Annotated in this window: 23 protein-coding genes; 7 read left to right on the top strand and 16 right to left on the bottom strand. The window is 61.9% G+C overall.

Going from position 1 to position 20,083, the window contains the following annotated elements; all coding sequences use genetic code 11:
- Positions 1-51: 51 nt before the first annotated feature.
- The 4 genes from INS80_RS10210 to soxR all read right to left on the bottom strand — a co-directional run bounded on the left by INS80_RS10210 (position 52) and on the right by soxR (position 5,095).
- Entirely contained in the window at positions 52-891 is an 840-nt protein-coding gene (locus tag INS80_RS10210; RefSeq protein WP_192965532.1) for a 4-(cytidine 5'-diphospho)-2-C-methyl-D-erythritol kinase, read from the bottom strand.
- The gene (locus INS80_RS10205; RefSeq protein ID WP_192965531.1) at positions 881-2,620 is read right to left on the bottom strand and encodes a tetratricopeptide repeat protein; all 1,740 of its coding nucleotides are present in this window, start codon (positions 2,618-2,620) and stop codon (positions 881-883) included. Before INS80_RS10205 ends, INS80_RS10210 begins: the two co-directional genes overlap by 11 nt.
- Positions 2,621-2,790: 170 nt before the next feature.
- Positions 2,791-4,440 carry an electron transfer flavoprotein-ubiquinone oxidoreductase gene (locus INS80_RS10200; protein ID WP_192965530.1) on the bottom strand — a complete coding sequence of 550 codons (1,650 nt, stop codon included), beginning with the start codon at positions 4,438-4,440 and terminating at the stop codon, positions 2,791-2,793.
- Positions 4,441-4,606: 166 nt separating this feature from the next.
- Positions 4,607-5,095: a redox-sensitive transcriptional activator SoxR gene (gene soxR / locus INS80_RS10195; RefSeq protein ID WP_192965529.1), complete on the bottom strand. Its 489-nt coding sequence runs from the start codon at positions 5,093-5,095 to the stop codon at positions 4,607-4,609.
- A 90-nt stretch (positions 5,096-5,185) separates the two neighbouring features.
- Between soxR and INS80_RS10190 the strand changes: the two genes are divergently transcribed.
- The 3 genes from INS80_RS10190 to INS80_RS10180 all read left to right on the top strand — a co-directional run bounded on the left by INS80_RS10190 (position 5,186) and on the right by INS80_RS10180 (position 7,406).
- Positions 5,186-5,566, top strand: coding sequence for a VOC family protein (locus INS80_RS10190; protein ID WP_192965528.1), 381 nt, complete (start codon positions 5,186-5,188; stop codon positions 5,564-5,566).
- A 325-nt stretch (positions 5,567-5,891) separates the two neighbouring features.
- Complete coding sequence (gene greA / locus INS80_RS10185; protein ID WP_192965527.1) at positions 5,892-6,362, top strand: transcription elongation factor GreA; 471 nt, start codon at positions 5,892-5,894, stop codon at positions 6,360-6,362.
- Between the two features lie 21 nt (positions 6,363-6,383).
- A complete protein-coding gene (locus tag INS80_RS10180) occupies positions 6,384-7,406 on the top strand; it encodes a hypothetical protein (protein ID WP_192965526.1) in 1,023 nt (340 codons plus the stop codon).
- Positions 7,407-7,618: 212 nt separating this feature from the next.
- Here the strand turns inward: INS80_RS10180 and INS80_RS10175 are convergent, their stop codons facing one another.
- From INS80_RS10175 to INS80_RS10150, 6 genes are read right to left on the bottom strand one after another with little or no spacing between them, the layout of a single operon-like run.
- On the bottom strand, positions 7,619-8,875 hold the full coding sequence (locus INS80_RS10175) for a molybdopterin-binding protein (protein ID WP_192965525.1): 1,257 nt from the start codon (positions 8,873-8,875) through the stop codon (positions 7,619-7,621).
- Entirely contained in the window at positions 8,872-9,684 is an 813-nt protein-coding gene (locus tag INS80_RS10170) for a molybdopterin guanine dinucleotide synthesis (RefSeq protein WP_192965524.1), read from the bottom strand. Before INS80_RS10170 ends, INS80_RS10175 begins: the two co-directional genes overlap by 4 nt.
- On the bottom strand, positions 9,681-10,172 hold the full coding sequence (gene mobB / locus INS80_RS10165) for a molybdopterin-guanine dinucleotide biosynthesis protein B (protein WP_192965523.1): 492 nt from the start codon (positions 10,170-10,172) through the stop codon (positions 9,681-9,683). The genes INS80_RS10170 and mobB overlap by 4 nt, the downstream gene beginning before the upstream one ends.
- Positions 10,169-10,804 (bottom strand): molybdenum cofactor guanylyltransferase MobA, encoded by a 636-nt coding sequence (mobA, locus tag INS80_RS10160; RefSeq protein ID WP_192965522.1) that lies wholly within the window; start codon positions 10,802-10,804, stop codon positions 10,169-10,171. The genes mobB and mobA overlap by 4 nt, the downstream gene beginning before the upstream one ends.
- Positions 10,801-11,166: a hypothetical protein gene (locus INS80_RS10155; RefSeq protein ID WP_192965521.1), complete on the bottom strand. Its 366-nt coding sequence runs from the start codon at positions 11,164-11,166 to the stop codon at positions 10,801-10,803. The genes mobA and INS80_RS10155 overlap by 4 nt, the downstream gene beginning before the upstream one ends.
- A 52-nt stretch (positions 11,167-11,218) precedes the next feature.
- Positions 11,219-12,124, bottom strand: coding sequence for a formate dehydrogenase accessory sulfurtransferase FdhD (locus tag INS80_RS10150; RefSeq protein WP_192967248.1), 906 nt, complete (start codon positions 12,122-12,124; stop codon positions 11,219-11,221).
- Between the two features lie 47 nt (positions 12,125-12,171).
- Here INS80_RS10150 and INS80_RS10145 point away from each other — a divergent pair, with 47 nt between their 5' ends.
- Entirely contained in the window at positions 12,172-12,894 is a 723-nt protein-coding gene (locus INS80_RS10145; protein WP_192965520.1) for an AzlC family ABC transporter permease, read from the top strand.
- The gene (locus INS80_RS10140; RefSeq protein ID WP_192965519.1) at positions 12,891-13,223 is read left to right on the top strand and encodes an AzlD domain-containing protein; all 333 of its coding nucleotides are present in this window, start codon (positions 12,891-12,893) and stop codon (positions 13,221-13,223) included. Before INS80_RS10145 ends, INS80_RS10140 begins: the two co-directional genes overlap by 4 nt.
- A gap of 18 nt (positions 13,224-13,241) precedes the next feature.
- Here the strand turns inward: INS80_RS10140 and INS80_RS10135 are convergent, their stop codons facing one another.
- The 5 genes from INS80_RS10135 to INS80_RS10115 form a co-directional block, all read right to left on the bottom strand.
- The gene (locus INS80_RS10135; RefSeq protein ID WP_192965518.1) at positions 13,242-13,877 is read right to left on the bottom strand and encodes a hypothetical protein; all 636 of its coding nucleotides are present in this window, start codon (positions 13,875-13,877) and stop codon (positions 13,242-13,244) included.
- Positions 13,878-13,892: 15 nt separating this feature from the next.
- The gene (locus INS80_RS10130) at positions 13,893-14,027 is read right to left on the bottom strand and encodes an aa3-type cytochrome c oxidase subunit IV (RefSeq protein ID WP_192965517.1); all 135 of its coding nucleotides are present in this window, start codon (positions 14,025-14,027) and stop codon (positions 13,893-13,895) included.
- Positions 14,028-14,183: 156 nt separating this feature from the next.
- Complete coding sequence (locus tag INS80_RS10125; RefSeq protein WP_192965516.1) at positions 14,184-14,663, bottom strand: DUF6173 family protein; 480 nt, start codon at positions 14,661-14,663, stop codon at positions 14,184-14,186.
- A 45-nt stretch (positions 14,664-14,708) separates the two neighbouring features.
- Complete coding sequence (locus INS80_RS10120) at positions 14,709-15,752, bottom strand: MBL fold metallo-hydrolase (protein ID WP_192965515.1); 1,044 nt, start codon at positions 15,750-15,752, stop codon at positions 14,709-14,711.
- The gene (locus INS80_RS10115; protein ID WP_192965514.1) at positions 15,752-17,455 is read right to left on the bottom strand and encodes an acyl-CoA dehydrogenase; all 1,704 of its coding nucleotides are present in this window, start codon (positions 17,453-17,455) and stop codon (positions 15,752-15,754) included. The genes INS80_RS10120 and INS80_RS10115 overlap by 1 nt, the downstream gene beginning before the upstream one ends.
- A 153-nt stretch (positions 17,456-17,608) precedes the next feature.
- Here INS80_RS10115 and INS80_RS10110 point away from each other — a divergent pair, with 153 nt between their 5' ends.
- Both INS80_RS10110 and INS80_RS10105 read left to right on the top strand, forming a co-directional pair.
- A complete protein-coding gene (locus INS80_RS10110; protein WP_192965513.1) occupies positions 17,609-18,574 on the top strand; it encodes an L-threonylcarbamoyladenylate synthase in 966 nt (321 codons plus the stop codon).
- A 199-nt stretch (positions 18,575-18,773) separates the two neighbouring features.
- Positions 18,774-19,220 (top strand): DsrE family protein, encoded by a 447-nt coding sequence (locus INS80_RS10105; protein ID WP_192965512.1) that lies wholly within the window; start codon positions 18,774-18,776, stop codon positions 19,218-19,220.
- Between the two features lie 163 nt (positions 19,221-19,383).
- On the opposite strand, the gene INS80_RS10100 is transcribed toward INS80_RS10105, so the two are convergent.
- A complete protein-coding gene (locus INS80_RS10100; RefSeq protein WP_369411387.1) occupies positions 19,384-19,986 on the bottom strand; it encodes a YqgE/AlgH family protein in 603 nt (200 codons plus the stop codon).
- Positions 19,987-20,083 lie beyond the last annotated feature (97 nt).

The raw sequence follows: 20,083 nt of genomic DNA, 5'->3' as shown, positions 1-20,083 counted from the left end.
CGCAGATGTTTGCGCCGCCGCAGGCGCGGGAGCACGCGGCGACGGACAGTTTCAGATCACTCGGCCCAAAGCGGCCCACCAGTTCGGATAGACATTGCGCAGGCGCTCGCGGGCCAACCGGGCCTGCGCACTGCCAACGGGAAACAACCCAAAGCAGGTGGCCCCCGAGCCGGACATGGCCGCAAGCAATGCGCCAGACCTGCGCAGCTCTTCCAGCACCGTTGCAATCACAGGATGCTGCTCCACGGCGGGCAGTTGCAGATCATTGCGCTGCGAGGACAGCCACTGCGCCAGGTCCTCTGCCGTGTTCCATCGCGGCAGTTCCTTTGGCATCGGCGCATTCTGTGGTGAGGTCAGAGCGCGGAACACCGCCGGAGTGGAAACCGAAACGCCGGGATTGACCAAAAGGATCTCACAGGGCGGCAGATCAGGTGCAGGGGAGAGGTTCTCGCCAATTCCCTCCATCCGCCAGCTCCCGGGCGCCATACAAACAGGCACATCGGCGCCTAAGGACAGCAATTCCGCAGGCTCCGGCAGGTCGGCATTCCAAAGCTGTGAGAGCGCGCGCAAGGTCGCCGCCGCATCAGAGGATCCACCACCAATACCGGCCGCGGCAGGCAGGTGCTTCTCCAGCGTGATCTCTGCGCCCTGCCCCTTGCGCCGCATCAACTCTGCGGCACGCAGAACAAGATTGCTTGCATCCGTCGGCACGCCGTCTGACCTTGGCCCCGTGACTTGCATCGACAGCTCCGGCGCCGAACGCACCCCGATCACATCCCCCACATCGCAAAACGCCACCAGAGAATCCAAAAGGTGATAGCCATCGGCGCGGCGGCCAGTCACATGCAGGGTCAGGTTGATCTTGGCCGGGGCAAATGCCTCAACCGCCATTGGCAACCTTCAGGGGCTCCGCGCCTTCCTCCGCCAGAACCACGTCCAGTCCGACCTCCAGCTTGCGACGGATGCGGTCCGGATCGGCCTCACCGTCCCCCTCGCCCGCACGAATGAAGGAGAGCGCACGCTTCCACTGGAATTCTGCCTCGCGCTTGCGACCCACCGCCCAGAAGACATCGCCGAGGTGATCGTTGACCACCGGGTCCACTGGCATCAACTCGACCGCACGCTCCATATGGCCAACAGCCTCATCATAACGGCCGAGGCGGTACAGCACCCAGCCAAGGGAGTCGACGATGTATCCGGAATCGGGGCGCGCCGCGACGGCGCGTTCGATCATGTCCAGCGCCTCATCGAGGTTCTTGCGCTTTTCGACAAGAGAGTACCCGAGGTAGTTCAAGACCTGCGGACGGTCCGGCTCCAGCGCAAGGGACGCGCGGAAGTCGGCCTCTGCCTTGTCCCAGATGTCAAGGCGTTCATGGCAAATCCCGCGGGCATAATAGAGGAACCAGCGGCTGCTTGCGTCCTCGGGCGTCAGCGCCAAGGCCTTGTCATAGGCCTTTACTGCACCGGCATAATCCTCCTGCTGCCGCAACAGGTCGCCAAGGCTGATGTGAACCTGCGGCAGATCGGGATAGGTCTCGGCCAGCTGGTTCAGGACTTCCGCCGAGGCATCCGGTTTTGCCGACCGGCGCAACGCCTCGGCCCGGCCCATCTCGGCTGCGTAATAGTCCGGATGATCACGCGGCACCTTCTTGTAGGTCGCAATCGACAGCGGGAAGCGGCCAAGATCGTCCAGCAATTCGGCGCTCAGCAGAACCGCATCTACATGAGAGGGGTTCAGTGCTGCCGCCATCCGCGCATACATCAGCACATAGTCGCCCGGCTGCTGACCATTCAGCGCCGAGCCCATGGTGAAAAAGACTTCGGCAATGCCCTCAACCGGAGTGGACGCGATGGAAAAGCCGAGCGGCTCCCCGGCGACGAGGCGGCTGCGGATATCCGCGATGGCTGGATCGAAGGCAGTGCCGAAGGCGCCGTTCAGAACCTCAAGCGCCTTTTCGTTCTCGCCCAGCTGCGACAGGATCTGCAGCCGCGCCAGAACGGACTGGCGTGACAGGCGCGTCAGTTGTTCGCCGTCTGCTGCAAACATCTCTTCAGCCCCCTTGTAGTCGCCGACCGAAGCCAGGGCGAGGGCCTGATGGTAAAGCACATAGGGACGCAGGTTCTGGTCCTTGGCGAGGGTATCAAAACTCTGCATAGCGGCAGAGACTGCACCTTCGCCCATATGGGCCCAGGCTGTCAGAAGACCATCCACCAGCGGGTGAATGTCACGGATCGACAGATCACGCGACAGGATGTCGACAAAGGCACCACGCTGCGCGAAATCGGCGATCATGACCATATTGGCGGCCTGACTGCGCAGCTCCATCTGCCACAGGCGCTGTGCCACCGGAATCGCCTGCTTGATCTGACCCTGGGCCAGTTGGGCGAATACCACATTCTCCATCAGCACCGGATTGCTCGGATCGCGCACCAAAGCACGGGTGTAATACTCCGCTTGGGCGGAAAAGTCGCTTTCATAGGTCGCGGCACGTCCGGCCAGATAGGCCCCGGCCAAGCCATCAGCCTGCACGGGCGCTGGGATTACGAAAGGCACCGTCAGCGAGACTGCGAGCGCAATGAGCGCCTTGGATGACAGGGTGCGAAGAGTTTGAACAGGCACAGAGACCTCCCCCAAGGGTGATGGATGGCTTCAGATGAAGCGTTGCCAAAAGGTAGTCCGCAGGCGCCCGACACGCAATGGGGCGCCCCGAAGGGCGCCCCACTTTTGCGGTATTTGTTGCAGGACTGGTAAAAACCCGCCCAAAGAGAGCAGGATTTACCCACCATGCCTTACATGTTGGGATAGTTCGGGCCGTCGCCGCCCTGCGGTGTGGTCCACGTGATGTTCTGGCTCGGGTCCTTGATGTCGCAGGTCTTGCAGTGCACGCAATTCTGGAAGTTGACCACGAACTCGGGCTTGCCATCCTTCTCCAGCACCTCATAGACGCCCGCCGGGCAGTAACGCTGCGCCGGTTCGTCGTACTTGGGCAGGTTGACCGAGATCGGCGTTTCCGCATTGCCAAGGCGTAGGTGGCAGGGCTGGCTTTCCTCGTGGTTTGTCATCGCAAAGGAGACGTTGGTCAGACGGTCAAACGACAGGGTGCCATCGGGTTTCGGATAGTCGATAGGCTGATGTTTGCTGGCCTCTTCGGTGGCTTCGGCGTCGTTCTTGCCGTGACCGAGGGTGCCAAAGACGGACAGACCGAGAATGTTGTTCGTCCACATGTCCAGACCGCCCAGAACGAGGGAGGCAGTCAGCCCCCACTTCGACCACATCGGCTTGACGTTGCGCACCATCTTGAGGTCCTTGCCGATGGCGCCTTCGCGCACCGAGGTCTCATAGGCGGCAAGTTCGTCACCGGACCGCTCGGCCTTGATGGCGTCATAGGCAGCCTCGGCTGCGGCTTTGCCCGACAGCATGGCGTTGTGGTTGCCCTTGATGCGCGGCACGTTGACCATGCCCGCAGCGCAGCCCAGAAGCGCAACACCGGGCGCCACGAGCTTCGGCATCGACTGCCAGCCGCCCTCGGTGATGGCACGGGCGCCATAGGCGACGCGCTTGCCGCCTTTCAGCAGCTCGGCGACCATCGGGTGATGCTTGAACCGCTGGAATTCCATGTAGGGGTAAAGGTGCGGGTTCTTGTAGTTCAGGTGCACCACGAAGCCCACGTAAACCTGGTTATTCTCCAGGTGGTAGATGAAGGAGCCGCCGCCCGCGTTGGAATTCAGCGGCCAGCCCATGGTGTGGGTAACAGTGCCTTCCTTGTGCTTGGCCGGGTCGATCTCCCAGATCTCTTTCATGCCGACGCCATATTTCTGCGGCTCCTTGCCATCGGACAGACCGTATTTTGCGATCACTTCCTTGGACAACGACCCGCGCACGCCTTCGGACAGGAAGACATATTTGCCGTGCAGTTCCATACCCGGCTCGGTGTTGGGACCGTAGGATCCATCGGGTTCAAGGCCAAAGACACCGGCGACAACACCTTTGACCTCACCACTGTCGCCATAGATCAGTTCGGAACAGGACATGCCCGGGAAAATCTCGACGCCCAATTCCTCGGCCTGCTCAGCCATCCAGCGGCAGACATTGCCCATGGAGACGATGTAGTTGCCGTGATTGTTCATCAGCGGGGGCATCGGGAAGTTGGGGATCCGAACCTCGCCCGCTTCGCCCATCATGTAGAAGTTGTCTTCGGTGACCGGCGTGTTGAGCGGCGCGCCCTTTTCCTTCCAGTCGGGGATCAGCGCGTCCAGGCCGCAGGGATCCAGAACCGCGCCCGACAGAATATGCGCGCCCACTTCAGAGCCTTTTTCCAGCACCACGACATCCAGGTCGCTGTCCAGCTGTTTCAGACGGATCGCCGCCGACAGGCCAGCAGGGCCGGCTCCGACGATCACAACGTCATATTCCATCGCTTCGCGTTCAATCTCGGCCATAGATGATGTGCTCCTTGGCTATCGTTCGTGTCTGTCCGCACCGGACAGATGGTCCTGGGCGCAATTTTCTTTCGCGGTTGCTTAGCGGCTGCAGAAAGGCAAGGTCAATGGATACTCTGCGTTACATTCCCGCAGAAGAGCGTTTTGCGCGCATTTCATACCCATTTCACCCCTTCTCCCCCTCATTTTGAGCCTCCGGTCCAGCCTCGGGGCTGTCTCCCAACAGGTAGCGCGGGCCAGAGCCCTTCTCAGCCGCCTTATCCTGCGGATTATATAGCGCACATCTGGGCAGGGACAGGCAGCCACAGCCGATGCAGCCGTCCAAATTGTCGCGCAGCTTTAAAAGGGTCTCGATTCGCCGGTCGAGATGCTCGCGGAAATCCCCCGAGATCGCCGCCCAGTCCTCTTGTGTGGGGGTGCGCCCCCCCGGCAGGCTTTTGAGGAAACCCCGAATTTCCGGCAGGGAGAACCCGAACTGCTGCGCAATCATCACAAAGCTGAGCCGCCTCAGGTCCGAGCGATGAAACCGCCGCTGCCCGCCTGCATTGCGCCAGGGCTCCACCAGCCCCTGCGCCTCGTAGTAGCGGATGGCGGAAACGGCGAGCCCCGTGCGCTCTGCCAGATAGCCAATCGAAACCCCTGCCGTGCGTGCCATATCGAACGTCTCCTTCATGCAGAAAAAGCTTGATCTAAAGTTAGGTTGAGAAATTACACCAGAGTCAGATGAGATCAAAGGAGATTCGAAATGACAGCCATTCTTGAACATGCGAACGTCTGCGTCGCCGACCCTCATGCCACCGCAGCCTGGATGGAAAAAGTCTTTGGCTGGCACATCCGCTGGGAGGGCCCCGCCATACATGGCGGCTATTCCGTGCATGTGGGCAACAAAGACAGCTACATGGCACTTTACTCACCGCCCGAGGACATCAAGGACACTTTGCCCCGATACGCCAACAAGGGTGCGCTCAACCATCTGGCCCTGATCGTCGATGACCTTGACCGCGCCGAAGCAGCCGTCAAGGAGGCGGGCTTCAGACCGATCAACCACGCCGATTACGAACCCGGCCGGAGGTTCTATTTCCTGGACAATGAAGGAGTGGAATATGAGCTTGTTCAATACGATTGATATGATGCGCCTGGCCCAGAGCCAGGACAGGTACAAGGTCCGCCGCGACCGGGATCAGCAGAGTTTCTGGCGCATAGAGCGGCATTCTCCGGTCTGTGATCCGCTGCCGCCTCGGAAAGGCGCCAATCGATAGAAACTGCCACAAGCCGCGAGGTTCGCAGCAAAACTCTGCCCGCCGCGTCTGCTCCCTCTTGCATTTGGTCCCGTGATTGGGTCAGGTAATTGGCAACCCGAGCCTACGCCCCGCCGCCCCTGCGGCGGGGCTGCGACGTTCATAAGACAACAACCATAAGCAAAGAACGACCAGACGAAAGCGGACCAGACAATGGAAAAGATCCCGATGACCCCAAAGGGCTTTCAGGCCCTGGAAGCGGAACTGAAAAACCTGAAATCCGTAGAACGCCCGGCCATCATTCAGGCCATCGCCGAAGCGCGCGAGCTTGGCGACTTGTCAGAGAACGCTGAGTATCACTCAGCCCGCGAAAAACAGTCTTTCATTGAGGGCCGGATCAAAGAGCTGGAAGGACTGCTGAGCCTTGCCGATGTGATCGACCCCTCCAAGCTGTCCGGCTCGGTCAAGTTCGGCGCACGGGTCACAGTGGTGGACGAAGATACCGATGAGGAAAAGACCTGGCAAATCGTCGGCGAACACGAAGCCAATATCGAAGCAGGCCTTTTGAACATCAAATCTCCCATTGCCCGGGCCTTGATTGGCAAGGAAGAAGGCGACAGTGTGGAGGTGCGCACCCCAGGTGGAGAGCGCGCATATGAAATTTTGAAGATCGTCTATTCGTGAACAAGGGGATTTCCGCCCGCCATGACCGCTTCGGAACCCAGTAAAAAGCCTATGACCGGCCAACCGTTTGGCACGCTAGAGCGCCCGACATCTCCGGCGCTGGGCGGCGCGGAAACCGTTGCGATCCTTCTGGGCGCCCTCTGGGCACTCGGCGTGCTTGCAGCCTTTCTGCTGGTTCCGTCCGAGGGTGAAGGCTCAGGCGACTGGGGCGACTGGGTATTGAATGCGCTGGCGGTGTTCCTTCCCTTGGCCCTGCTTTGGGTCGGTGCCGTGGTGCTTCGCTCAGTTCGGATCATCCAGGGAGAAACTCAGCGCCTGCAGGCGGCGGTTGACGGGCTGCGGCACAGCTATCTGACCCACGCTCAGCAGGCCTCTGCCGTGGCAGAGCCTTCCGTGGCCAAGAAGCTGGAAGAAATTGCCGAAGCCACGCGTAAAACGGAAAGTGCGCTTGCCACCTTCCAAAGCAGCCGCCGCACGGCACCGCGCCCTGCGATCCCTGCCGAGGCGGCGCAAATGGCCGCAGCCGATCAGGGCACGCTGGCCCTTGGCACACCATCGGAAGAGATAAGCCCACCGCTGGCGATGGACCAATTCATTCGCGCACTCAACTTCCCGGAAACCGCCGAGGACGAAGAAGGCTTCTCCGCCCTGCGCGCGGCGCTCAAGGATCGCAAGGCCGCGCAGGTCATCCAGGCGGCACAGGATGTTCTGACCCTGCTCAGCCAGGACGGGATCTATATGGACGACCTGCGGCCCGACATGGCCCGCCCCGAGATCTGGCGTCAATTTGCGCAAGGCGCGCGTGGTCGCGCTGTGGCGGCCCTTGGCGGCATTCGCGATCGAACCTCGCTCGCGCTGACCGCCGCGCGGATGAAACAGGATCCGATTTTCCGCGATGCCGCGCATCACTTCCTGCGCCGCTTTGATCAGATGTTCGCAGAATTCGAAACCGAGGCGAGCGACAGTGAGATCTCGGCCCTCGGAGACACCCGCACCGCCCGTGCGTTCATGCTCGTGGGCCGTGTCGCAGGCACCTTCGACTAAAGCAGCTACACCTTCACCAAAAAGCGGTGTGCTCCCGCCTGGATCGCAGCAATCAACAGATTGCCGCTCTCCCGTTGGGCTCAGCGCCGCGCGGGGCGCGGCGCGGCTGCCCCCCACGCCCTGCATCGCAGGGCGCCCGGCCCAACCATGAAGGTCATTGCCTGCAATGACACCGAATGGGCGGGAGCACATCGCTCCGTTTTCAACGGTCTCTACAGAGTGAAACTGCCATAGGGGAGGAAACGCACCGGGTCACCGGGCTGGATATGCGCAGCGCCATCGCCAAGCTCCACCAGCCCTTCAGCCCAGCTAAGGCCACTGATCCGCCCCGAACCCTCGGATTTGAACACCTGGGCATGCCCGTCTCGGATGCGGGCGCGCAGGTACTCCCTCCGCCCCGGCTTTTTCCTTTTCTCAAAGGCTGCAGGCACTTCGAAGCTTTGCGGCTCCTTCCAGCCTGTGCCAGCCAGAACCCCCATGGCGGGGCGGGCAAAGATCAATGTGCAGACAAGAGCGGCAACCGGATTGCCCGGCAATCCAAAGACCGGCACCCCCTGCCAAAGCCCAAGCGCCAGGGGCCGCCCGGGTTTCAGGGCGATGCGCCATTCCTGCATGGCGCCCGCCTCGCGCAACAGGGCCGAGACGTGATCCTCATCCCCCGCAGAGGCGCCGCCACTGGTCAGCATCACATCCACTTGCCCCGCCGCCTCATCCAGACGCGCACGCAGGGCGGCGCGGTCATCGCCGACGCGCCCCAGGTCCACTGGCACCACTCCGATCTGACGCAATAGGGCCAAAAGCATCGGACGGTTGGCATCATAAATCTGGCCAAGCCCCGCAGGCGCGCCCGCTTCGCGCAGCTCATCCCCGGTAGACAGCACTCCCACCCTGAGCGCCTTGCGCAAGGGCAATTCCGCAATGCCGGTCGCCGCCGCTAGCGCAAGATCGGCGGGTGTCACGACACGTCCCGCAGGTAGGATCACATCGCCCTGCGTCACATCCTCTCCGGCGCGGCGGGTGTTGGCGCCCTGCTTCAAGGGCCCGTGAAAGGCGATCTGGCGTCCATCGGTGGTCACGTCCTCTTCCAGGATCACTGTATCGACCCCCTCAGGCAAAGCAGCGCCGGTCAGGATACGGATCGCCTTGCCCGGCGGCACCTCACCCACAAAAGGCACACCGGCCGCAGCGCGGCCTTCCACAAGGTCCATCACCTGAGACCCCTCGGGTGCGGGGCCTTGAAAGCCATAGCCATCCACGGCAGTGTTTGGTTGCGGCGGATTAGAACGCCGCGCAACGACATCGCTTGCCAGCACCCGGCCCACCGCCTGATCCAACAGCACCGTCTCGATCCCGGTCACCGGCGCCAACCGGTCACGGAGCAACGCCAGTGCGTCCGCTACCGGGGTCCAGTTCACACCCGCAGGCAGGGCAAAGCAATCATCCCGCAAGGGCGGCGGTTTCAGGGTCATATCGGCAACACTCCCAGGATCCAGCCCTCTTCCGGGGCGGTGACATCAAGCATTCGGCTCAGTTCTGCCACAGGGCGACGGGCAAGTTCCAGTGCCACCTGCTGCACCTGCCAGGCATCCTTGATCATTCCTGCCGGCGGCTGATCCACCGTCAAAGATGGCCAGATCTCCACCAAAGCAATCGGCTTGTTCAGGGTCTCGAACGGCCAAGCCGCAACATTGGGTGCAAAGCGATGGCGCAGGCGGGACAGCACAGGCAGACCCATCATCAACTGTCCGCCAACAGAGCCTGCACCGGCCATTTGCCAGCAGGTAAATGTGCCCCGCGCCAGAGCTTCGACCGCGCGCCGCTCGGCAAAGGGGTTCCGGTATCCAAGCTTGTTCCGCGGCAGCCCGTCTATGTCGCGCTTGAGCCCATTGCCCCAGAACGGGCCCTGACCGCCAAACTGGCGATTGATCGATCCGGCCAGGTCAAAGCGGTTGTTGGCCTTTGGCGTATCCTCGACACGCGCCGCGAACCATTCCCACAAGGTCAGAGGATCGCCCTGCCCCGTCAGTTCAGCTGCAAATCCCGCCGGATAGCCAAAAGGGAAGTCAAAGCCGATGCAAAGCCGTCGACCCAAGCTGAGGGCCTCTTCGACCTGAGCGCAGAGCCAGTCTTCAACCCGGACACGATTGCGAAAATAGTGCGGCTCACGCGCACCATCGCGATCCGCGAGACAGGCCCAGATCGCATCGCGGCGCGGGCGGGGTCCGGTGTCGTTGCCGCCGGACCAATCCACCATCACGAAGGTATCGAACCCTCTCACAAGCCCAGTTCGGTCGCGATGAAATCGGCGATGGCCTTGGTGTCATCCAGGTCAAAGACCGGCCGGTCCAGATCCAGCGGGATGTCACTGGCCACCGCCCGGATACTGCTGTCGCCCGAGGCGATCAGCGGATTTCCGGCACTGGTGCGATAGGCTTCGATCTTTGGATGGGCTTCACGCTTGAAGCCTTCGACCAGCACCAGATCCACCGGGCGCATCCGGGAGAGCAGTTCGGTAAAGGACGGCTCCGGCGCGCCGCGCAGCTCTTGCATGATGGCAACCCGGTTGGGCGAAGCCAGCAGCACCTCCGAGGCGCCCGCCTCGCGGTGGCGGTGACTGTCGGTGCCGGGCTGGTCCACATCGGTGCTGTGGTGCGCATGTTTCAGGGTGGAAATCGTCAGGCCACGGGCGCAGAACTCGGCCACCAGGCGCTCCATCAGGCCCGTTTTTCCGGCATTTTTCCAGCCGGTCACTCCGTATATCTTCATCTCAGCAGTCTTTCCGCACGCGCCAGATCCTCGGGCGTGTTCACGTTGAAAAAGGGATCAAAGTGGGTGGCGTCAAACAGCGCCTCGCGGCCCGCGTGCGCATCGGTCCATAGCACCACCTTGCGCAGGCCATCATTGAGCGCCGCGCGCAGATCATCGCGCAGGGCCACCGGCCAGAGGCCAAATGTGGGATGGCGGTTCACACGGCTGCGCCCGCCGGATTTCAGCTCATCCCCGGTGCGGGGCGTTGTTGCCAGCACCAGAGGGTGCACTTGCCCCGCAGAGGCCGCGACCAGCCGGTCGACCAGATCAGTCGGGAAGAAAGGCGTATCGGCGGCGGCGGTCACGATGGCGTCTGCACCTTGTTCCGCAGCCCAGTCGAGCCCCGCCAGAACACCTGCCAGCGGTCCGGCAAAACCTTCGATGCTGTCGGCCACCACCGGCAGGCCAAGATCAGAAAAGCGGTCCGGGTCGCCATTGGCATTGAGCGCAAGGCCCGCCACCTGCGGCGACAGCCGGTCGATGACGCGGGACAAAAGGCTTTGCCCGCCGATGTTCAAGAGCCCCTTGTCACCACCGCCCATGCGCGTGGCCAGACCGCCCGCAAGGATCACGCCGAGAGGTTTGGTCATGCTCGGCCTCCCTCGACATCGTACGGTTTGCTCAACACGACTGCTGCCAGAAATAAGGTGAAAAGATAAGCGAACCCCTCAAACCCCATCATGAAAAAGACAAATGCAAAAAAGCCTACATGGCTAGCCATAAACGCTAACCTGCAGGTTTTCACCTTACTGCGCAGCGCTTCGGATCCGCCGCGTATCCCTCGAAAAAGCACCCTACGGGAGGCTGAGCGGTCCCAGAACGATACACCCAGTTCCATGGCGATTGGTTGCCAATAGAGGAACCAAACAAAAAAATGTAACGCAACCCATATAAACAATGGGGCAAAAAACAACGGGAACGGCCCCAACAGATCCAAAATCAGTTCGTTCATAGGCGCCATCCACTATTCCCCATAGAGACGCTTGATACCCGCACTATCGCCATTATCCCGCGCTCTTTCTGCGATGTTTCTTGTCTTCCTGCGGCATGGATGCGGGATCCACGTCGCGCTCCAGACGGTCCTCTCCCGACAGGCAAATGAACCGCTGCCCGCGCATCCGGCCAATCAGGGTCAGGCCGACCTCGCGGGCGATCTCTACCCCCCAGGCGGTGAAGCCCGAACGCGAAACCAGCACCGGGATGCCCATCATCGCCGTCTTGATCACCATCTCCGAGGTCAGCCGCCCGGTGGTGTAGAGGATCTTGTCCGATGGATCGCTCCCGGTGGAGAGCATCCAACCCGCGATCTTGTCCACTGCGTTGTGGCGGCCCACGTCCTCCATGTAGACCAGAGGGCGTTCCTGATGGCACAGCACAGTGCCGTGGATCGCGCCCGCCTCCAGATAGAGGGAGGGCGTGCGGTTGATCTTGTGGGCCAGCGCATAAAGCCACGATGTGCGCACCGGCGTGGCAGGCAGGCGCACGTCCTCAAGCCCCTCCATCATGTCGCCAAAGACGGTGCCCACGGCGCAGCCCGAGGTGCGGGTCTTTTTCTGCAGCTTTTCCTCGTAACTGGTTTCCACCTCGGTGCGCACCACGGCGGTTTCCAGCTCTTCGTCGTAGTCGACGCCGGTGATGACATCATCGTCGCGCAGCATGCCCTGGTTGCGCAGGAACCCCAGCGCCAGGTATTCCGGGTAGTCCCCGATGGTCATGGCGGTGACGATCTCCTGCCGGTTCAGGTAAATGGTCAAGGGGCGTTCCTCGACCACGGAAATCTCACTGGTGGCACCCGTATGATCGACGCCCGTCACGGCGCGGGTCAGCCGCCCGTTCTGCGGCGCGGGCGCTATGATATACTCTGCGTGATCTTCCGCTTTTGCCAATTGCAAACCTCCCCAATCCCCCATAGGCCAGTGGCGCAACCCCATGGTGCGGCTCAACTTAGGACGGGCAAATGGCGATAACCACCACGAAATCGGCCTTTTGGAGAGGCGTGCGGGACGGCGCGCCGTTTCTTCTGGTCTCGGGACCTTTTGGGCTGTTGTTCGGCGTGCTAGCAGCCGAGGCGGGACTGATTGTCCCCGAGGCTCTGACCTTCTCGCTTGCTGTATTCGCCGGATCGGCTCAGTTCACCGCCCTTCAACTGATGCAGGAAAGTGCACCGATTCTCATCGTGCTGATCTCGGCCCTTGCGGTGAACCTGCGGGTGGCGATGTACTCGGCCTCTCTCACCCCCTATCTGGGGTCGGCTCCGCTGTGGCAGCGGGCCATTGCCGCCTATTTCACGGTGGACCAGTCCTACGCCCTGTCGATCGTGAAATTCGAAAGCGAACCCGAGATGTCGGTGCCGGAACGTATGGCCTATTTCTTTGGCACCAACGGGCTGGTGGCGCCGGGCTGGATGGCGGCGACCGTGACCGGCGCGATGATCGGCGCGCAGGTTCCGGACAGCTGGGGACTGGATTTCGTGCTGCCGCTCGCGTTTCTGGCGATGATCGGACCGATGCTGCGTACCCCCGCCCATGTTGTGGCCTGTTTCGTGGCCGTTGTCACCGCCCTGCCCGCCGCCGCGCTGCCTTATAACCTTGGCCTGATCGTTGCGGGCCTTGCAGGAATGATGGCAGGGGCCAGGGCCGAGGTCTGGTTTGAGCGGCGCAGAAGGGAGACCAGCCAATGAGTGAAATAGATCCCGTGACCCTGTGGACCGCGATCATTGGCCTCGCGGTCGGCAGCTACCTGTTGCGCTTTGCCTTCATCGGACTTGTCGGCGGGCGCGCCATGCCGGACTGGCTGATGCGGCACCTGCGCTATACCGCCGTTGCCATCATCCCCGCACTGGTCACCCCTCTGGTGGCCTGGCCTGCGCCCACGGGCGGCACACCCAGCTTGCCCCATGTGGCGGTTGCGGCGCTGACGCTGGCTGTTGGATACATCACCCGGAACGTGCTGTTTGCCATGGGCACCGGAGCGGCGTCCTTTGTCCTGCTGCTGTATTTTGGGGGCTAAACGAGACCGGAAAAGGCCTTATTCACCGTTCAGGATCGCATTGTTACGCGCGAGGCCCACCTGCAGATCGGCGCTGTCGTTCTCGTAATAGCGCGTCTCGGTCACACCCGGAACCTGAGCGATCTGCTCTGCCAGTTTCACGGGGTAGAAGGTGACCTTGATATCCTCAAAGCCGGGGATTTTCTTCAGCACCGATGCGGTGGCATTGGCGCAATAGGCACCCGGCACCCGACCATTGCTGACGACAAGCTCATAGGCAAGCTGTGCCTGCTCAGGCGTAACTGGAATTTCCTGTACCAGAACGTGATGGGTGCTGCGGGCGTGCGAGCCGCGGTAGGCCTTTTCCACCGCTGGGGTGATCCCGTACAGCACATCGTTCCGCTCGGGAACGACGTCGGCATAGAAAGAGCCTGCGGGATCAAAGATCACGCGTTCAGACGCATTGACCATCAGCGAAGTGTGCCCGCCCTGCCCGGTGCGGTTGTTGACCATCGTATAAAGGGTCAGCTTGGGAGGGCCGTCGTGACGGTATGCAACCCTTTCAAGGGTTGCATGATCTGCATTGGGCTGAGGCTGCGCGCCGCAGCCCGACAGCACCATGCTTCCTCCTGCGAGTGACGCCAAAAGCGCCAGTCGCAGCACTGGTTTACTCATCACACAGACCGCAGATCAGGTCGCGAAAACCGCAAGGAAGACTGCAAGAAAGGCCAGGAAAATGCAGAAGCGCACGGTAAACTTGATGAACCCTGCGTAGGTCTGCTCCTGAACGGTGATGTCCATGGATCCGGGTTTATGCTCAGCCATGTGTCGATATCCTATTCGCGTGTGTTTTGCCCGTGGATACTGGAATTCCCGCGCCCTGTCACGACGTCAATAGGGCGCATCCATGCGAAAATCGCGCCTCCTGCGGCGCATTTGCCATGCTGACGCGCTGGTGCGGGGCGTATCGATGCGCGGATCTTACCCCTCCGAATCGCGGCCCTCTTCCAGATCGCGGGCCAGACGGAAACCTATCCGGGTGGCAGGGGTTTCGGGCTGCGCCTTGGGCAGGGCCCGCAGCATCACGTTCAGCTGGGTGACGTGCTGCACAAGCTGGGTACGGGTGCCTGAGCTGTCCGAACCATAGAAGGTCACGATATCAGGGTCGAAATAACCCATGCCTTCGATGCGCATGACACCGGCATCGCCCCCGGCAAAGCCCATAGCGACCTCTTGTTCGCTGTCGAGCTGTTCTTCGAAGTTCTGAATATAGAGGATCATCCGCTCATAGGCCCAGCGGGCGGGGCTTTTGGCCTCGGCAGGTTTCTGCATGGCCTTTGGCAGGACCGGGCCGGTCTGACCGGGTTTGGGATCGCAGTGGACCTCGTGCACCTGAGGCAGGATTGCCGCCTCGGCGATTTCAGCGCTGGTCTCGATACTGCTGTGGATCTTGTCGCTCATATGTCGCCACCCTTTCGCGGCCTCGCATGCCTGTCTCGATGCCGGTTACTTGCGCTGATAGAGCCAGGCGCCATCCTCGCGCTGGATGCGGCTAACCTGGTCCGTGTGGTAGAGATGATTGACATGCGCCACGGCTTCAACCAGCGCAAGACCGTACTCACCGGCGCCGATGGTCCGCTTGAACAGGGGAGAGAAGCACTCTGCCGCCGTGCGCGGAGTATCGAGGTGCTCCATCAGCCGTTCAAGCGCACCGTGGTGGTTATCGATCAGCTGCCGCATGCGCAGCGGCAGGCGCGAAAACGGCAGCTTGTGCCCGCCCAGCGCCAGATGGTCGTGGCGCGCCAGCGGCGCCAGCCGCTCGCAGGCCTCAAGCCATTCGCCAAGCGGGTCTGCCATGGGCTCAGTCGCATAGACGCCGATGTTGGGGCTGATCGAAGACAGGATTTGATCGCCGGTGATCACCAGATTGTCGTCGCGGCTCCAGAAGGTCGCATGCTCGGGCGAGTGCCCGTTTCCCATGTGCACATCCCAGTCGCGCCCGCCCATGCGAAACACGTCATCCTGCTTGATCCGGGTAAAGCCCAGCGGCATCGGATAGACCGTGTCGGAAAAATTGAAGGGTCGCTCGGCGACGCGCTGATCGTAGATATCCCTGTCCATACCGGCACTGCGATAATACGCGAGGGTTTCCTCGGGCCAGGTTTCCTGCACATCCAGCGTCAGCATGCGGGAAAACAACCAGGCGGTACGGGTGGTAACCAGTTCGGCGCCATATTCGGACTGAAACCAGCCCGCAAGGCCGATGTGGTCGGGATGGTGGTGCGTCGCGACCACGCGGGAAACCGGCTTGCCCTTCAGCGGGCCCGCCATCAGCGCCTCCCAGATGCCGCGACTTTTCTTCGTGTTGAAACCGGTATCGACCACCGTCCAGCTGTCGCCCTCGTCAAAGGCATAGACATTGACGTGGTCGAGCTTCATCGGCAGCGGCTGGCGCATCCAAAGGACACCCTCGGCCACCTCGATCGCGTCGCCGGTTGCGGGCGGCTCTTCCCAGGGGGTGCGCGGGCCGACTTCGGGAACAGAGGCCATCAGTGCGCCAACTCTTCAAGGGTGAGTGCCATCACCCCTTCGACGCCTTCCTGCGCGTGCTGCAACAGGCCCGCATGTTCGGGCAGCATCCGCTTGATGTAGAAGCGCGCCAGTTTTTCGCGCGCGCCGCCCTGATCCGCCATGGCCGCGGCGAGGTGATAGTGACCGCCCAGCACGCGGGCAAAGGCGCGCAGATAAGGCACCGCCCCGGCAAAGCGGTTCTGCAGGTCTTCTTGTGCCACCAGCCAGTCAGTCGCCTCGCGCAGGCTTTCGCAAGCCTGCCAGACCGCCTCGGCCATGTTGGGATAGACCGGGCGGGCGCGTTCCGCCTGCTCTTCAATCTCGTCCATCAGCCGGTTGGCCATATCGCCGCCGTCCATCATTTTGCGGGCCACGAGGTCCATGGCCTGAATGCCATTGGTGCCCTCGTAGATCGCACTCACCCGCACGTCGCGGCAGAACTGCGCGGCGCCTGTTTCCTCAATGAAACCCATGCCGCCGTGCACCTGCACACCGGTTTCCGACACACGGATCCCGACATCCGTTCCAAATGCCTTGGCAATCGGTGTCAGGAAGGCCGCACGGGCCTTGCAGAGCGGCTCTTCGGTTGCAGTGGCCATGTCGATGGCATGGGCGCAGGCCAGAAGGATCGCGCGGGCCGCAAAGACATCGGCCTTCATCTCCATCAGCATGCGGCGCACATCCGCATGATCTGCGATGACCCCCGACGGGGTCTTGCCCTGTTTGCGCTCCAGCGCATAGGCCAGCGCCTTTTGATAGGCTGCCTCGGCCACACCGACACCCTGTGCGCCAACCCCAAGACGCGCATTGTTCATCATGGTAAACATGGCCGCCATGCCGCCATGTTCCTCGCCCACCAGCCAGCCGGTGGCCCCGTCATACTGCATCACGCAGGTCGGGCTGCCGTGAAGACCCAGCTTGTGCTCAAGGCTGACCACCTTGAGACTGTTTGCCGGACCCGCTTCGCCATTTTCATCCGGCAGGAACTTGGGCACCAGGAACAGCGAGATCCCCTTGGTGCCCGCCCCCCCGTCCGGCAGGCGCGCCAGAACCAGATGGCAGACATTCCCGGTGAAATCATTGTCCCCCCAGGAGATGTAGATTTTCTGTCCGGAGATCGCATAGGTTCCGTCACCGTTGGACACCGCCTTGGAGCTGAGCGCGCCCACATCCGATCCGGCCTGCGGCTCGGTCAGATTCATGGTCGCGCTCCATTCGCCCGAGATCAGTTTCGGCAAGTAGAGCGCTTTCAGCGTATCGCTTGCATGATGCTCCAGCGCTTCGATCTGACCCTGATTCATCAGCGGCGCGAGCTGCAAAGACAGGCAAGCGCCCGACATCATTTCATTCACCGCCGAGGTAAGGGTCATCGGCAGCCCCATACCACCCTGTTCCTGAAGCGCGCTCATGCCAAGCCAGCCGCCCTCGGCAATCGCTTTCCAGCCTTCCGCGAACCCCGGCGACGTCCGCACCACGCCGTTTTCCAGCCGCGCCGGGTTCAGGTCCCCTGGTCGCTGCAGCGGCACCATCACCTCGTCACACATCTTTCCCGCTTCGGTAAGGATCGCCGAGACCATGTCGTCCGACGCCTCGGCAAATCGCTCGGTCGCTGCGATCTGATCGAAGTCCAGAATGTGGCTGAGCAGGAATTCATACTCGCTAACGGGGGAACGGAAGGTCATTGGCGTCCTCTTGGGGTCCTTTGGGGGCTCTCGTCTGCGCACCAGTCTTAACCCGGACTTGGCAACACATGCGAGGCCCCTTATATCTCGCGGCCTGCTCGATTACCTATCCACTCGCCCTTTTCAATCAACCAAAACGCCGCGTCACCGATCATGAGTAGCCAAATCACGGAAATCCTGAGCCCCAACGATCAGGATTTGATCCACGCCGCCGACCTTCTTAAAGCGGGTAAACTCGTGTCCTTTCCGACCGAGACTGTCTATGGTTTGGGCGCCGATGCGCGAAACGGCACGGCGGTGGCCGCGGTCTACGAGGCCAAAGGCAGGCCCAGTTTCAACCCGCTGATCGCCCATGTGCATTCGACAAAGGCCGCACAGCAGCTGGTGCAGTGGAATGATCTGGCCGACCGGCTGGCCAAGGCCTTCTGGCCCGGGCCGCTCACCCTCGTCCTGCCCCTACGCGAAGGCCACAGGGTGTCGGGCTTGGTGACAGCGGGGCTTTCGACACTGGCGGTCCGGGTTCCTGCGCATCCCACCGCCCTGCGCCTGCTTGAATATGTGGGCGGGCCGGTTGCCGCGCCCTCGGCCAACCCGTCGGGGCGGATCAGCCCCACGACAGCCGCCCATGTTCTGGCCGGGCTGAATGGCAGGATCGCAGCGGTCGTGGACGATGGACCCTGTGCCGTTGGCGTGGAATCCACGATCCTGGGCCTTTCGGGGCCAGAGGTGATCCTGTTACGCCCCGGCGGATTGGCGGCCGAAGAGATCGAGTCCGTCCTTGGACAATCCCTCATGCAGCGCGATGACGCCGGTCCTCTCACCGCACCGGGACAATTGCTGTCGCACTACGCTCCGCAGGCCAGCGTCCGCCTGAACGCCAGTACCGCAACAGAGGGCGAGCTGCTGCTGGGGTTCGGCCCGATGGGATGCGACCTCAATCTCTCCGAGACCGCCGACCTGGCCGAGGCGGCTGCCAACCTCTTTGACCACCTGCACCGGTTGGACGCCATGGGCAGGCCAATCGCGGTGGCGCCAGTTCCGGACCGCGGGCTGGGTGTTGCGATCAACGACCGGCTGCAGCGCGCGGCGGCTCCGCGCAATGGAGCAGACGCCCCCTGAGACCGGCGCGCTCCCGCCCCTTCCCGGATATATTCACATATCCCCGTTCAGGGTTGGGCCCGGCGCCGCGCTGACGCGCGGCGCAACAGCGCCAAGCGGAGACCATCTCTTTTCGCGCCCCATGCATTCACATATTCGCTAGTCTCTATTCATATGGCCAGCCGCAGTCTATCCTGTCCAAACGATAGGGAGGAACATCATGAAACATATCATCACTGCAGCGGCCCTCGCCGCCACTCTTGGCGTCGGCGCTGCAAGCCAGGCTCTGGCCGAGGGCAAAACCCATTACGTCGCGGTTCATGTGAACCAGAACGACCCAAAAGTCATGAACATGGCGCTAAACAATGTGCAAAACCTCACACGTTACTACGAGGCGCAAGGTGATGCGGCCGTTGTTGAAGTGGTCGCCTATGGCCCTGGCCTCAACATGCTCATTCCCGGGAAAAGCCCGGTGGCGGATCGGATCTCGGCAATGAGCCTTGAGAACGAGCAGCTCTCCTTTTCAGCCTGCGGCAATACCCATCGCAAGATGAGCGAGAAAGCAGGTAAAAACGTAGCGCTTATGGAGGAAGCCGCAATTGTGCCTTCCGGCGTGGTGCGCCTGGTGGAGTTGCAGGAGCAGGGCTTCTCATACGTGCGCCCCTGACACGATCAAGCGTTTCATGTTCTCCGCATCGCGGGCTGCAGAACGCAACCGCGCCGCGCATCAGCGCGGCGCCACGCCCAAGCCTTTTGCGCGCATCTCTGATACGCCCCAAAGGCGCGGGAGCCCGCCCTAGGTACACACTGTTTCGGATACCAAGAGCCTCTCAGGCTGTCCCCGCGCTGGCCGAGAGAGACACCGGATCGACCCCAAGTGACCGGAGTGCCGCTTCCCACTTGTCAAGGTCTGCCATATCGAAAATTAGATCGGAAGTGGCCTCGGCCGTCAGCCAGCCATTCGCCACAATTTCGCTTTCGAGCTGCCCTGGCCCCCAGCCGGCATAGCCAAGCATGATAGCTGTCTTAGCCGGTCCGCTGCCTTCGGCGATATCCTCGAGAATATCCAGCGTGGCGGTCATGGCAAAGCCGCCGGGAACAGCAAGCGAATTCACTCGGGATGCATATTCGTCAGAATGAAGAACGAACCCGCGCTGGGTTTCCACTGGCCCCCCGAAACGCACCGGCAAAGCCGCCGCATCGGTGCCTGCCACGATCTCAAGCTGGTCAAGCAAGCTGCCAAGCTGAACCCCTGGGGCGGTCTTGTTTACGATCAGACCCATAGCCCCCTCTTCGCTGTGGGAGCACAGAAACACAACCGAGTGTTCAAACCGCGGATCGCCGATACCGGGCATAGCGATCAAGAGTTTACCTGTCAGATCCATATCGCGTTCTTTTCGCCGTTCTTTCTGTCCGCTCTGCGCAGTGGCCACTCAAAAGGCCGCAGCGTAACGCCAGCATGCAACCCCGGCGCACCCGAAGCAAGGGCAAGGGCTTCAATCGCAAGATCCACGCGACTGCCACCGGGAA

Source organism: Phycobacter azelaicus, from assembly GCF_014884385.1.
Taxonomy (GTDB): domain Bacteria; phylum Pseudomonadota; class Alphaproteobacteria; order Rhodobacterales; family Rhodobacteraceae; genus Phycobacter; species Phycobacter azelaicus.
Note: the sequence above shows the minus strand (reverse complement) of the source record. Positions and strands in the feature narration are given on the sequence as shown.

What these genes read in the sequence shown, in the direction of transcription:
- INS80_RS10150 (WP_192967248.1), bottom strand. Translation starts at nt 12,124, where the DNA reads ATGGGGGATTGGGGAGGTTTGCAATTGGCAAAAGCGGAAGATCACGCA.
- INS80_RS10145 (WP_192965520.1), top strand. Translation starts at nt 12,172, where the DNA reads ATGGCGATAACCACCACGAAATCGGCCTTTTGGAGAGGCGTGCGGGAC.
- INS80_RS10190 (WP_192965528.1), top strand. Translation starts at nt 5,186, where the DNA reads ATGACAGCCATTCTTGAACATGCGAACGTCTGCGTCGCCGACCCTCAT.
- INS80_RS10125 (WP_192965516.1), bottom strand. Translation starts at nt 14,663, where the DNA reads ATGAGCGACAAGATCCACAGCAGTATCGAGACCAGCGCTGAAATCGCC.
- INS80_RS10210 (WP_192965532.1), bottom strand. Translation starts at nt 891, where the DNA reads ATGGCGGTTGAGGCATTTGCCCCGGCCAAGATCAACCTGACCCTGCAT.
- INS80_RS10140 (WP_192965519.1), top strand. Translation starts at nt 12,891, where the DNA reads ATGAGTGAAATAGATCCCGTGACCCTGTGGACCGCGATCATTGGCCTC.
- INS80_RS10110 (WP_192965513.1), top strand. Translation starts at nt 17,609, where the DNA reads ATGAGTAGCCAAATCACGGAAATCCTGAGCCCCAACGATCAGGATTTG.
- INS80_RS10180 (WP_192965526.1), top strand. Translation starts at nt 6,384, where the DNA reads ATGACCGCTTCGGAACCCAGTAAAAAGCCTATGACCGGCCAACCGTTT.
- mobA (WP_192965522.1), bottom strand. Translation starts at nt 10,804, where the DNA reads ATGACCAAACCTCTCGGCGTGATCCTTGCGGGCGGTCTGGCCACGCGC.
- INS80_RS10175 (WP_192965525.1), bottom strand. Translation starts at nt 8,875, where the DNA reads ATGACCCTGAAACCGCCGCCCTTGCGGGATGATTGCTTTGCCCTGCCT.
- INS80_RS10120 (WP_192965515.1), bottom strand. Translation starts at nt 15,752, where the DNA reads ATGGCCTCTGTTCCCGAAGTCGGCCCGCGCACCCCCTGGGAAGAGCCG.
- INS80_RS10155 (WP_192965521.1), bottom strand. Translation starts at nt 11,166, where the DNA reads ATGAACGAACTGATTTTGGATCTGTTGGGGCCGTTCCCGTTGTTTTTT.
- INS80_RS10105 (WP_192965512.1), top strand. Translation starts at nt 18,774, where the DNA reads ATGAAACATATCATCACTGCAGCGGCCCTCGCCGCCACTCTTGGCGTC.
- INS80_RS10200 (WP_192965530.1), bottom strand. Translation starts at nt 4,440, where the DNA reads ATGGCCGAGATTGAACGCGAAGCGATGGAATATGACGTTGTGATCGTC.
- greA (WP_192965527.1), top strand. Translation starts at nt 5,892, where the DNA reads ATGGAAAAGATCCCGATGACCCCAAAGGGCTTTCAGGCCCTGGAAGCG.
- mobB (WP_192965523.1), bottom strand. Translation starts at nt 10,172, where the DNA reads ATGAAGATATACGGAGTGACCGGCTGGAAAAATGCCGGAAAAACGGGC.
- INS80_RS10115 (WP_192965514.1), bottom strand. Translation starts at nt 17,455, where the DNA reads ATGACCTTCCGTTCCCCCGTTAGCGAGTATGAATTCCTGCTCAGCCAC.
- INS80_RS10130 (WP_192965517.1), bottom strand. Translation starts at nt 14,027, where the DNA reads ATGGCTGAGCATAAACCCGGATCCATGGACATCACCGTTCAGGAGCAG.
- INS80_RS10135 (WP_192965518.1), bottom strand. Translation starts at nt 13,877, where the DNA reads ATGAGTAAACCAGTGCTGCGACTGGCGCTTTTGGCGTCACTCGCAGGA.
- soxR (WP_192965529.1), bottom strand. Translation starts at nt 5,095, where the DNA reads ATGGCACGCACGGCAGGGGTTTCGATTGGCTATCTGGCAGAGCGCACG.